General features: G+C 65.7%; 9 protein-coding genes and 1 pseudogene. 6 read left to right on the top strand and 4 right to left on the bottom strand.

Features of this window, described 5'->3' with window-relative positions:
* Positions 1-163 (bottom strand): annotated as a pseudogene (locus CON76_RS04065) (IS1380 family transposase); the annotation flags it as partial.
* On the opposite strand from CON76_RS04065, the gene CON76_RS04060 reads away from it, so the two are divergent.
* On the top strand, positions 163-1,077 hold the full coding sequence (locus CON76_RS04060) for an FUSC family protein (RefSeq protein ID WP_169928975.1): 915 nt from the start codon (positions 163-165) through the stop codon (positions 1,075-1,077). The pseudogene CON76_RS04065 and the gene CON76_RS04060 sit on opposite strands and share 1 nt — an antisense overlap.
* 87 nt (positions 1,078-1,164) lie before the next feature.
* Here CON76_RS04060 and CON76_RS04055 read toward each other — a convergent pair whose 3' ends face one another.
* Together CON76_RS04055 and dnaE are read right to left on the bottom strand one after the other, a co-directional pair.
* Positions 1,165-2,085 carry a bifunctional GNAT family N-acetyltransferase/nucleoside diphosphate kinase regulator gene (locus CON76_RS04055; RefSeq protein WP_101102079.1) on the bottom strand — a complete coding sequence of 307 codons (921 nt, stop codon included), beginning with the start codon at positions 2,083-2,085 and terminating at the stop codon, positions 1,165-1,167.
* A 123-nt stretch (positions 2,086-2,208) separates the two neighbouring features.
* Positions 2,209-5,772 (bottom strand): DNA polymerase III subunit alpha, encoded by a 3,564-nt coding sequence (dnaE, locus tag CON76_RS04050; RefSeq protein WP_101102078.1) that lies wholly within the window; start codon positions 5,770-5,772, stop codon positions 2,209-2,211.
* A 117-nt stretch (positions 5,773-5,889) separates the two neighbouring features.
* On the opposite strand from dnaE, the gene CON76_RS04045 reads away from it, so the two are divergent.
* Complete coding sequence (locus tag CON76_RS04045) at positions 5,890-7,125, top strand: benzoate/H(+) symporter BenE family transporter (protein WP_101102077.1); 1,236 nt, start codon at positions 5,890-5,892, stop codon at positions 7,123-7,125.
* Positions 7,126-7,227: 102 nt separating this feature from the next.
* Here the strand turns inward: CON76_RS04045 and CON76_RS04040 are convergent, their stop codons facing one another.
* Entirely contained in the window at positions 7,228-7,785 is a 558-nt protein-coding gene (locus CON76_RS04040; protein ID WP_101102076.1) for a flavodoxin family protein, read from the bottom strand.
* A gap of 168 nt (positions 7,786-7,953) precedes the next feature.
* Between CON76_RS04040 and CON76_RS04035 the strand changes: the two genes are divergently transcribed.
* From CON76_RS04035 to CON76_RS04020, 4 genes are read left to right on the top strand one after another with little or no spacing between them, the layout of a single operon-like run.
* Positions 7,954-9,051: an NAD(P)/FAD-dependent oxidoreductase gene (locus CON76_RS04035; protein ID WP_101102075.1), complete on the top strand. Its 1,098-nt coding sequence runs from the start codon at positions 7,954-7,956 to the stop codon at positions 9,049-9,051.
* Positions 9,048-9,983, top strand: coding sequence for a tRNA glutamyl-Q(34) synthetase GluQRS (gene gluQRS, locus CON76_RS04030; RefSeq protein ID WP_101102074.1), 936 nt, complete (start codon positions 9,048-9,050; stop codon positions 9,981-9,983). The genes CON76_RS04035 and gluQRS overlap by 4 nt, the downstream gene beginning before the upstream one ends.
* Positions 9,984-9,994: 11 nt before the next feature.
* Positions 9,995-10,747, top strand: a complete 753-nt coding sequence (gene trmB / locus CON76_RS04025; protein WP_240592760.1) for a tRNA (guanosine(46)-N7)-methyltransferase TrmB — start codon at positions 9,995-9,997, stop codon at positions 10,745-10,747.
* A gap of 34 nt (positions 10,748-10,781) precedes the next feature.
* Positions 10,782-11,729 carry a pseudouridine synthase gene (locus CON76_RS04020; protein ID WP_101102072.1) on the top strand — a complete coding sequence of 316 codons (948 nt, stop codon included), beginning with the start codon at positions 10,782-10,784 and terminating at the stop codon, positions 11,727-11,729.
* The last annotated feature ends 110 nt before the right edge of the window (positions 11,730-11,839 follow it).

Here is an 11,839-nt window from a genome sequence, read left to right as displayed (position 1 = left end):
AGCCCAGCCTGCGGTCCACTTCGGCCAGCAGCATCACCCCGGCATCGCTGGTCATGCTGCCGCCATCGAAGCGGCCCTCGATCTTGCGTCGGCCCAGTCGGCCAAAATCAATCACGCCAACCTCATCGGCAGTTGTTTGCGGTGTACAGTTTGGTTTCGGCATTGCCCGTCCTCTCATCCAGATTCGATACCTCGATGTTCGGGCATTTCAAGGGCAATGCCGTCCTCATTTCTACGGGCTATGGTGAAATATCCGGGCTAGGCCAACGGGCCGTGGGCACGGTGCTGGGGTTGGCGGTGGGCTGGGCACTGATTCGGCTGTTTCCTGAGCCGGTACTGCAATCGGTGTTTGTGGTGGCGGCAGGGGCCTTGTTTTTTGGCACCCGCCAAACGCGCTACGTGCTGGCCACCGGGGCCGTGACCACGCTGCTGCTGCTCAACTTCCACCAACTGGGCATGGGGCAAGGGGTGATACCGGCACGGCTGCTCGACACCGCCATTGGTAGCGGCATTGCAGGCCTGGCCGCCTGGCTGTTGTTGCCCAACTGGCAAGCCCGGCAATGGCACCGCTTGGCTGCGCAGGCTTTAAAAACGCAAGCGGCCTACCTGCGTGAGGTGGTGGCGCAATACCAAAGCGGCAAACAAGACCACCTGCGCTACCGCATTGCCCGGCGCGACGCACACAACGCCGATGCGGCGCTGTCCAACGCATTGGCCGCGATGCTCAAGGAGCCGCAACGCGTGCGCCGCCACGAAGCCACCAGCGGCCGCTTTGTGCTGCTGGCGCACATCTCGCTGAACTACATCTCGGCGCTGGGCGCGCACCGGGGCGATGCCGACCTCGGCCCACTGGACACGGCCACCTTGCACACCGCTGCCACCTTGGCCACCGAGCTGGAACAACTGGCCCAAGCCTTGCAGCAACGCGCCGACCCAGCCACGCTGGCCGCCTGCCCACCGGGTACGCCACCCGACAGCGCCTGCCCCTTGGACAGCCTGCTGTGCAGCCAACTGCAACTGGCAGCGCGCCTGCTGCCCGAGCTGCGCGCCCAAGTCCAGACCTTGAACGCGCGCTGAACTGAACGCCCCCCAGCGCCTCAGCGCCTCAGCGCCCGTGCGCCATCAGCGGCTGGGGCACGGGTGCGGCGTGTGGCTCACTGCAAATTACAAATGAAAGTCGCCCGCCGCCTCAGGCTGGTACAGCACTTTTTCAATCCGAATCTGGCGGGTGCGGTTGTGCAGGCGCCACGCAAAAGCGTCGCCCTCTTTGTAGCCCAAAATGGCGGTGCCCACGCCCGAGCACACCGACAGCTTGCCCGCGCGGTCGTCGGCGTCCTCGGGGTACACCAGCGCCACCTCCACTTCCTCATCGTCCAACTGCACCAAGGCGCGGGAGTTCATGGTGATGACGTCCTGCGCCACTTGGCGCGGATCGACCACGGTGGCGCGCTCAATTTCGTGCTCCAGCTCAAAGATGGCCACATCTTGCTCCAACGGCTCCAACGCCAGCAAACGCCTCAGCCGCGCTTGGTCCAACTCGGTGATGTGGATTTCGGTCACGTGCTCGGGTCGGTGCTCGCGCAAGAGCCGCAGGTAACGCTGCGACGTCATGGCAAACGATTGCAGCGTGGGCGTGGCGTTTTCCAGCTCAAAGCCGCAGCACTGAAAAGCCTTGAGCGAACGGGCGTTGTCGGCATGGATCTTGGCCACCAGCTTGTCGGCGCGCATGTCAAAAAAGGCCAGCTTCATGCCTTCGCGGATGGCGCTGGCGCCCAGTTTGCGGCCCCAGCGTGCGCGGTTGCCAATCACCAGCACCATTTCGCAGTCCTCGCCCGTTTTGACGAGGCGCACAAAACCGACCGGGGTGTCGTGCCGGTCGTAGGCCATAAAGAAGCGGCCACCCTGGTTAAACAGGTGCGTCAGGGTGGGCAACTGCACGCGCCCCACCACTTGCTCGATGAAGCGGGACACATGGCGCGAGTCGCTCAGGTACTGGGTGACACACTCGTCCTCCAGCCAGTCCATCAGATTGAGGGCGTCGGCGCGGGTCACCTCGGGGCACAAGGCAATGAAAGGCTTGGTCATCTTCACCACATTTGGTTACAAAATGAAAGCCTTTCACGGCCATGGCCGCAACGGTTCTTTCGATACGGCGCTGATTCTAAGCCAGCGTGCCGCTTGCGCCTAGCCCCGGCGGCGGCGCAGGCGTCAGGCAAACACGATCTCGGCCTGCTGCTGGTGCGCTTGGGCGGCCCAACTGGCCAAGGCGGCGTCGGTCGGGAAGAACTGCGCCACCTCGCCCAGCTGCACCTCGCAGCGCACCGTGGGGCGTTGCAACTGCACCCGCACCGACAAGGCCCGCACCACATCGCCCTGTTCGGTGGCCTCGTGGCGGGGTGGAAAGTCGCGCACCAGAGCGGCAATGTCGGGCAGGCGGTCTTGCACCACCACACGCAGGTACTTGCCAAAGCGGCAACGGGCGGTCGGCAAGTCGTACAGTTGCTGCACCTTCAAACGCAAGCCACCCGAGAAGCGGTCGGGCTGTGCCAGCACTTGCACAATCACCAGCTCGTCGTCTTGCAACAGAGTCTTGTGCGCATTAAGCAAAGCCTCGTCGGCGGTGGCTTCCAGCGTGGCCGTCTTGTCGTCCAGCTTGAAGATGGCCACCTTACCACGCTGGCCGTTGATGACGCGCAAGTCGCCCACGATGCCCGCCAGCAGCATGGGCTCGCGGCTGTCGCTGACCTCGGCCAGCGGCTTGCGCGCAAAGTGGCGTACCTCGCGTTCCACCTCATCAAACAAATGGCCCGACAGGTAGAAGCCTATCGCGGTTTTCTCGAACGTCAGGCGCTCTTTCACACCCCAAGGCAACACGTCGGCCAGTTCAGGCTCTTGCGTGCTGGCCCCTTGTTCATCGGCTCCCATCAGGTCAAACAGGCCACCTTGGTTGGCGTTGGCCTGCTGTGCGGTGGCGTAGTCGAATGCGCGCTCCACCGAAGCCAGCAGCGCGGCACGGTTAAGGTGCAGGCTGTCAAACGCCCCGGCCTTGATGAGCGCCTCGACAGTGCGCTTGTTCAGGCGGCTGCGGTCCACACGGGCACAAAAATCAAACAGGCTGGTAAAAGGCCCCACCACATCGCCACGCGGCCCCACGCCGCGCCCTTCGCGCGCCGCCACAATGGCCTCGATGGCTTGCTGGCCGGTGCCTTTGACGGCCCCCAACCCGTAGCGGATCACTTTGTCCGACACCGGCTCGAAGCGGTGGGTGCCACGGTTCACGTCCGGCGGATCAAACGTCAGGCCAAACTTGAGCGCATCCTCGAACAACACCTTGAGCTTGTCGGTGTCGTCCATTTCAATGGTCATGTTGGCGCAGAAAAACTCCGCCGTGAAATGCACCTTGAGCCAGGCCGTGTGGTACGCCAGCAGCGAGTAGGCGGCCGCGTGCGACTTGTTGAAGCCATAGCCCGCAAACTTCTCCATCAGGTCGAACACCTCGTCGGCCTTGTCCTGGCTGATGCCCTTCTCGGCGGCGCCCTGGCGGAACAGGCCCCGGTGTTCGGCCATTTCCTCGGGCTTTTTCTTGCCCATGGCACGGCGCAGCATGTCGGCACCGCCCAGGCTGTAGCCGCCCAGCACCTGCGCGGTCTGCATCACCTGTTCCTGGTACACCATGATGCCGTAGGTTTCGGCCAGCACCGGCTCCACCAGCGGGTGCGGGTAGATGACTTCCTCGCGCCCGTGCTTGCGCGCCACAAAGCTGGGGATGAGGTCCATGGGCCCCGGACGGTACAGGGCGTTGAGGGCAATCAAGTCTTCCAGCCGGGTGGGTTTGGCATCGCGCAACATGCCCTGCATGCCCCGGCTTTCAAACTGGAACACCGATTCGGTTTTGCCGTCCTGGAACAGTTTGTAGGTGGCCTTGTCGGTGAGCGAGATGTTCTCGAACGCAAAGCCCTGCTGCTCGGGGTGGCGGCGGACGATGAATTCCTTGGCCAGCTCCAAAATCGTCAGCGTGGCCAGCCCCAAAAAGTCGAACTTGACCAAGCCGATGGCTTCTACGTCGTCCTTGTCGTACTGGCTCACCGCCGATGTGCTGCCCGGCTGCTGGTACAGCGGGCAAAAATCGGTCAGCTTCCCCGGCGCAATCAGCACCCCCCCGGCGTGCATGCCAATGTTGCGGGTCATGCCCTCGAGCTTTTGCGCCAGCTCAATCAGGGTCTTGACATCTTCCTCCTTGCGGATGCGCTCGGCCAGCACCGGCTCCATGTCGATGGCGTAGTTGTTCTTGTCGCCCGCTTTTTTGGGGTTGGGCGGGTATTGCAGCGTCACGCTCATGCCCGGCTTGTTGGGAATGAGCTTGGAGATGCCGTCGCAAAAACCGTACGGAAAGTCCAACACGCGGCCCACGTCGCGGATGGCGGCACGCGCGGCCATGGTGCCAAAGGTGGCAATCTGGCTCACCGCATCCTTGCCGTACTTGTCCTTCACGTAGTCGATCACGCGGTCGCGGTTGGTCTGGCAAAAGTCGATGTCGAAGTCGGGCATCGACACCCGCTCGGGGTTCAGGAACCGCTCAAACAGCAGGTTGTATTGCAGCGGATCGAGGTCGGTGATGAGCAGCGCATACGCCACCAGCGACCCCGCACCGGAACCCCGGCCCGGCCCCACGGGGCAGCCGTTTTCCTTCGCCCACTGGATGAAGTCGCCCACAATGAGGAAGTAGCCCGGAAAACCCATCTTGAGGATGGTGCCCAGCTCGAACTCCAGCCGCTCGACGTAGCGCGGGCGCTGGCGCTCGCGCTCGGCTTCTTGCGGGTACAGGTGCAACAGGCGGGCGTTGAGCCCTTCGTGCGAGACATGGCGGAAGTAGTCCTCCACCGACATCACCACGCCGTTGACAGGCGGAATCGGGAAGTTGGGCAATTGCGGCTTGCCCAGCGTGAGCGTGAGGTGGCAACGCCGCGCAATCTCCACCGTGTTGGCCAGTGCCGAAGGGATATCGGCAAACAGGGCCGCCATCTCGGCGCTGGATTTGAAGTACTGGTCGCGCGTGAACTTGCGAATGCGGCGCTGGTTGCCCAGAATCTCGCCTTCGGCGATGCAAACGCGGGCCTCATGCGCCTCGTAGTCGTCCGGAGCCAAAAACTGGATCGGGTGCGTAGCCACCACCGGCAATTGCAGGCGCGCCGCCAACTGCACCGCCGCCACCACGTGGCGCTCGTCGTCGGGGCGACCTGCGCGTTGCAGCTCCAGGTAAAAACGGTGCGGAAACGCCTGCGCCAGTTGCAGTGCGGTGTCGGCGGCCTTGGCCTCGTCACCGGCCAGCAGCGCCAGCCCCACCGGCCCGCTGTGCGCGCCCGACAGCACGATCAACCCCTCGTGCAGCTCTTGCAGCCACTCCCAGCGCAACGCGGCTTGGTCGCGCACCACATTGCGCGTCCAGCCCCGGGCCAGCAATTCGCACAGGTTGAGGTAGCCTTGGTGGTTTTGCACCAGCAGCAGCAAGCGCGGCAGGCTCTGGTGCAGCACCGAGGCACCGGGGGCCGCCTCCGGCCCCAGCCCTTGCAGCAGCACCTCGGCGCCCAGCACGGGCTGCACGCCAGCGCCACGCGCGGTTTTGTAGAACTTGACCGCGCCGAACAGGTTGTTCAGGTCGGTCACGGCCAGCGCGGGCTGGCCACTGGCGGCGGCAGCGGCCACCGCCTCGTCCAGACGTGTGGTGCCATCGACCACGGAAAACTCGGAATGCAAGCGAAGATGTACGAACATCCCGCCATCATGCCACCACTGGCCAGCGCACCGGCATGGTGCATCGGGGGCGGTCAATAACCGGCACAATGCGAACCTTTGTACATTCTTACAAACATTGACGGAGACAACCGCCCCATGCTGGCCCACCTCGAACCCCCCACCCACACCCGCCCCGGCCTGCGCCAGATCGTGTCCGACTTTGGCCTGGGCTACTTTGCCAACGGGCTGATCGCGTTCATCTTTTCAGCCACCGGGCCGCTGGCGGTCATTTTGTCGGTGGGCACGCGCGGCGGGCTGTCGGCGGCGGAGCTGGCATCGTGGGTGTTTGGCGTGTTCTTCATCAACGGGCTGGTCACCATGGCCATGAGCTGGCGTTACAAAACGCCGCTGGGCTTTGCCTGGACGATTCCAGGCACGGTGCTGGTGGGCCCCGCGCTGGAACACCTGAGTTTTGCCGAGGTGATCGGAGCCTTCTACGCCACCAGTGCGCTGATTTTGCTGCTGGGTTTCAGCGGCTGGGTGAAGCGGTTGATGTCGTCGTTGCCCATGCCGATCGTGATGGGCATGGTAGCAGGCGTATTCCTGCGCTTTGGGCTGGACTTGGTGCGCTCGCTGCACGCCGATGTGTGGATCACCGCACCGATGGTGGTGGTGTTCCTGCTGCTGTCGGCGGCGCCTGCGCTGGGCAAGCGCATGCCGCCCATTCTGGGCGCCATGCTGGTGGGTGCGCTGGCCATTGCACTGCTGGGCCGCATCGACACCAGCACGCTGGGCCACTTCAGCTGGGCACAGCCCTTGGTGCAAGCCCCGGTGTGGTCGGTGGGTGCGCTGGTGGAGTTGGTGTTGCCGCTGGCCATCACGGTACTGGTGGTGCAAAACGGCCAGGGCGTGGTGGTGCTCAAGGGCGCCGGGCACGCGCCGCCCGTCAACAGCATTGCGGTGGCCTGTGGCGTGGGTGCGGCGCTGAGTGCGGCGGTCGGTGCCGTCAGCACGTGCCTGACCGGCCCCAGCAACGCACTGCTCACCTCCTCGGGCGAACGCGAACGGCACTACACCGGCGCACTCGCGTTTGGCGCCTTTGGCGTGCTGTTTGGCCTGATGGCCCCCACCTTTACCGACCTGATGCTGGCCGCGCCCAAGGCCTACATCATGGCGCTGGGCGGGTTGGCCATGCTGCGCGTGCTGCAAGGCGCGTTTGTGGGGTCGTTCAACGGCAAGTTCTCGCTGGGCGCACTGGTCAGCTTGCTGGTCACGGTCACCGACATGGGGCTGTTCAACATCGGGGCCGCTTTCTGGGGCCTGGTGGCGGGCTTTGCGGTGTCGTGGCTGCTGGAGCGGCGCGACTTTGTGGCGCTGGCCAACGGCACCTGAAGCCGACCGCCACCCAGCACAACGCCCTGCAGCAGCACCAACTGGTGCCACGGCAGGGCGTGGGTGTTGCCGACTGTGCGCTTCAGCGGCGCTCAGCGGGCATCAGGCACCCGCCAACCTGGCCGCCACGGCGGCCACGCGCGCACCGTAGCTGCGGGCGGTTTCCAAATCGCCTGCTGGGATTTCATCAGCACCCGCGTTGGAAGCGCACTGCACCAGCAGGCCCACCGAACCGCCCAGGTTGTTCACGTCGTTGCGGGTGGCGGTGGTGCTGTTGGACGGCAGCAGGCCCAGACTGACCCACAGGCCGCCATGCTGCGAGGCCAGCGTCTGCAGCTGGATCATGGCCGCGCCCTTGTCGCCGTTGAGGCTGGCGCTGCAGGTAAAGCCGCCAAACACCTTGTCTTGCCACTGACGGGCGTACCAGGCTTTGGACGATGCATCGGCAAACTTTTTGAACTGCCAGCTGGGGCCGCCCATGTAGGTCGGGCTGCCCAGGATGATGGCGTCTGCCGCGTTGAGCGTATCCCAGCCGTCGGCGGGCAGGTTGCCGTCGGCGTCGATGGCCAGCAACTCGGCGTCGGCGCCGTGGGCCACTTGCTGCGCCACGCGCTGGGTGTGACCATAACCCGAGTGGTAAACCACGACCACTTTTGCCATACATCTGCTCCTGAAAAAACACGGCGCCCGGCGGGCGCCCAACCGCCAACATTGTGCCTCGGATTGCCATACGGCACACCCTATGGGCTTTGCTGATGAATCGGCCTCTACACCGCCGCTTGTTGCACCACGGTGGCTGTTACAGTGGTGGCATCAGGAGCCTCAACCATGCCACATTCCACTTCCACCACCCCCAGCCTGTCGCCTGCCCGTGCGGGCACGCCGCGCCACATCGCCATCGTGGGCGCTGGCATGGCGGGCCTGAGCTGCGCCCGCGCACTGGTGCAAGCGGGCCACCGCGTCACGTTGCTGGAAAAAAGCCGGGGCTACGGCGGGCGCATGTCCACCAAGTCCACCGAATTTGGCACCTTCGACCACGGCGCGCAGTACTTCACCGTGCGCGACCCCCGCTTTGCCACCGCGCTGCAAGCCACGCCCGATCTGGTGCGCCCGTGGAGCGTGACCACCGTGCGTGTGCTGGACGAAACCGGCCAGGCCGTGGCCACCAACCCGCCGCCACTGGAGCCGCACTGGGTACCCGCCCCCGGCATGAACAGCCTGACCCGCCAGTGGGGCGAGCAACTGGCCGCCAACGCCCACCAGGTGCAAGTCCAGCGCCAGACCAAGGTCGAACGCATCGAGCGCGACGCGCTGCACCCCGAACAGTGGCAGCTGCGCACCACCGGCCCCGAAAACACGCAGCACGTCTATGGCGGCTTTAACCAAGTGGTGCTGGCCGCGCCGCATCCGCAGGCACTGGCGCTGTTGCAAGCGTCCGAACTGGCCCCCGCGCTGCAACAAGCACTGGCCCCGGTCACAGTGGCCCCGTGCTGGACGCTGATGGTGGCCTACCCGCAAGCCATGCAACCCAACCTGCCACACATTGGCCCGCAGTGGAACGCCGCGCGCAGCACCCACCACCGCATCAGCTGGATGGTGCGCGAAGCCAGCAAGCCGGGCCGGGGCAGCATTGAGCGCTGGACGATCCAGGCCAACCCGGCGTGGACGGCGGAACACGTCAACGACAGTGCCGAGCGCGTCACCGCCAAGCTGCTCAAGGCCTTTGCCGAGGTCAGCGGCATCCACGCGCAACCCAGCTTCAGCGCCGCGCACCGTTGGCTGTACGCGCAAACCCAACAGCCACTGGGCCAGCCCTACCTGTGGGATGCCAGCCTGGGTCTGGGCCTGTGCGGCGACTGGTGCCTGGGGCACCGGGTGGAAGACGCTTTCGTGTCGGGCCTGGAACTGGGCCTGAAGTTGGCGTGAGTTACATCGGGCGCTTTGCGCCCTCGCCCACCGGGCCGCTGCACGCGGGCTCGCTGGTGGCGGCACTGGCCAGTTGGTTGGATGCCCGTGCCCACCACGGGCGCTGGCTGGTGCGCATCGAGGACGTGGACGGCCCGCGCTGCCAGCCCGGTGCCGATACCGCAATCCTGCGCCAGCTCGCCGCCTGTGGCCTTGTCAGCGATGGGCCGGTGCTGTGGCAATCGCAACGCGGTGCGGCCTACCAGACGGCGCTGGAACAGTTGCAAGCCCACGGGCTGGCTTATCCCTGCGCCTGCACCCGCAAAGCCATTGCCACCGCCCAGGCCGCACGTGGCCAAGCACACCAGCGGCACCACGAGTGGGTGTACCCCGGCACCTGCCGCCCCGAACACGGCGGCCTGCACGGCCAGCCCGCCCGCGCTTGGCGCTTGCACGTGGAGGCATGCACCCGCCGCTTACATTGGCCTGCCGTACAACATTGGACCGACCGCCGCTTGGGGCCGCAACAACAGGACGTGGCCACCGACGTGGGCGACTTTGTGCTGCGCCGCGCCGACGGCCTGTGGGCGTACCAATTGGCGGTGGTGGTGGACGACGCAGCCCAAGGCATCACCCATATAGTGCGCGGCGAAGACCTGACCGACAACACCGCCCGCCAGCGCCTGCTGCAAGCCGCGCTGGGGCTGCCACACCCACAATACTTGCACACACCCTTGGTAAGGGGCCCAGATGGCGAAAAACTCTCCAAGCAGCACGGAGCACCAGCTCTGGTGCTGGACACCCCAGCCCAAGCTCTGGCTGCCCTGAACACCGCCGCTGCCGTGCTGGGCCTGCCGGTGAATTCGACAGCCACCACGGTGGCACAGGCGCTGGCCCACTGGGTACCCGCTTGGGCGGGCTCTCTACAATGCCGGGCCACGCACACACGCTGATGGACCCACACATGACGACAGAACACCCCGATACCCCGTCCGCTGACCCCACCGCCCCCGGTACCGCCCCCGCTGGCGTGGCCCACCCCAAGACCATCAAGAGCTACGTCAAACGCGCAGGCCGCACCACCACCGGGCAGGCCAAGGCCTTTGAAGAACTGGGCCCGCGCTTCTTGCTGCCCTACACCGGCCAGCCGCTGGACGCTACCAGCGCCTTTGGCCGCAGCGCGCCACTGATCCTTGAAATCGGCTTTGGCATGGGCGAAGCCACCGCCCACATTGCGCGCGTGCGCCCGGACGACAACTTTCTCTGCTGCGAAGTCCACGAACCCGGCGTGGGCGCGCTGCTCAAGCGCATTGGCGAGCAAGACCTCCACAACATCCGCATCCTGCAACACGACGCGGTGGAGGTGCTGGAACACATGCTGCCAGGGCAACCGCTGGCAGGCATCCACATCTTCTTCCCCGACCCGTGGCACAAGAAGAAGCACAACAAACGCCGTCTGATCCAGACCCCCTTCGTGGCCAAGCTGGTCAGCCGACTCCAGCCCGGCGGCTACCTGCACTGCGCCACCGACTGGCAACCCTACGCCGAACAGATGTTGGAAGTGCTGAGCGCCAACCCCGACCTGGCCAACACCGCCACCGACGCGGGCCTGGGTGGCTACGCGCCCAAACCCGAGTACCGCCCCCTGACCAAGTTCGAGAACCGTGGCCTGCGCTTGGGCCACGGGGTCTGGGACGTGGTGTTCCGCCGCATCTAAACCCGCCGTTCAACCCCGCCACGCCACCCCGCTTATGGCCCACGTGCCCAAGAACCCCGCCATCCCGATGCGCGAAGGGGTCTCGCCCAGCTGCGTGGCGCTGCCCCACATGCGCCAGCCGCCGTGGCGGCTGCTGCTCGACTATTTGGCCGAGCGCATGCCCGCCGTGGGCCGGGACGACTGGGCCCAGCGCATGGCCAGCGGCGAAGTGGTGGACGATGCCAACCAGCCGTTGCCCCCCGACACCCCGTGGCGCAACGGCCTGCGCGCCTACTACTGGCGGCAACTGCCGCACGAACCAGAGATCCCGTTCCGCGAAACCGTGCTGTTCCAGGACGAGCACCTGCTGGTGGCGGACAAGCCGCACTTCCTGCCCGTCACGCCGGGCGGGCGCTACGTGCGCCAAAGCCTGCTGGTGCGGCTCAAGCAACGGCTCAACCTGCCCGACCTGAGCCCCCTGCACCGCATCGACCGCGAAACCGCTGGGCTGGTGCTGTTCAGCCTGCGCCCGCAAGACCGCGATGCCTACCAACGCCTGTTTCGCGAACGGCGCATCGGCAAGACCTACGAAGCCATCGCCCCCGCCGCGCCCCACCTGACTTGGCCTCACACACGGCGCAGCCACATCCTGGAGCAAGAAGACGCTTTCTACAAGATGCGCGAAGCCCTGCCGCACGAGAACCTGCCCCACAACAGCGAAACCCACATCCACCTGCTGGAACAGCGCGGCGGCTGGGCGCGCTACCAGCTCGAACCCGTGACCGGCAAGCGCCACCAACTGCGCGTACACATGCACGGCCTGGGCCTGCCGCTGCTGGGCGACCAGTTTTACCCCACCGTGCGGCGCGCCCCCGGCGAGCTGGAAGACTTTGCCGAACCGCTGCGCCTGCTGGCGCGCGCGGTGCGCTTCACCGACCCCGTGACCGGGCAGGAACGCCACTTTGTCAGCCAGCAACAACTGGACTGGCCCGCCGCCACCTGACAACCACCCCCAGCCACAGATTGCCTGTTTTTTAGGCACCCTGTGCATATCAGGGTTTCCCCTTGGTTGGCACCGCTGCCTGGCCCGGTGGCGCACCCCGTGGTGGCAAC

Source organism: Macromonas bipunctata (assembly GCF_002837135.1).
GTDB classification, from domain to species: Bacteria; Pseudomonadota; Gammaproteobacteria; order Burkholderiales; family Burkholderiaceae_C; genus Macromonas_A; species Macromonas_A bipunctata.
Note: the sequence above shows the minus strand (reverse complement) of the source record. Positions and strands in the feature narration are given on the sequence as shown.

Excerpts from the sequence above, each read along its gene's own strand:
- dnaE (WP_101102078.1), bottom strand. The coding sequence starts at position 5,772 with ATGTTCGTACATCTTCGCTTGCATTCCGAGTTTTCCGTGGTCGATGGC.
- trmB (WP_240592760.1), top strand. The coding sequence starts at position 9,995 with ATGACGACAGAACACCCCGATACCCCGTCCGCTGACCCCACCGCCCCC.
- CON76_RS04055 (WP_101102079.1), bottom strand. The coding sequence starts at position 2,085 with ATGACCAAGCCTTTCATTGCCTTGTGCCCCGAGGTGACCCGCGCCGAC.
- CON76_RS04035 (WP_101102075.1), top strand. The coding sequence starts at position 7,954 with ATGCCACATTCCACTTCCACCACCCCCAGCCTGTCGCCTGCCCGTGCG.
- CON76_RS04040 (WP_101102076.1), bottom strand. The coding sequence starts at position 7,785 with ATGGCAAAAGTGGTCGTGGTTTACCACTCGGGTTATGGTCACACCCAG.
- CON76_RS04045 (WP_101102077.1), top strand. The coding sequence starts at position 5,890 with ATGCTGGCCCACCTCGAACCCCCCACCCACACCCGCCCCGGCCTGCGC.
- CON76_RS04020 (WP_101102072.1), top strand. The coding sequence starts at position 10,782 with ATGGCCCACGTGCCCAAGAACCCCGCCATCCCGATGCGCGAAGGGGTC.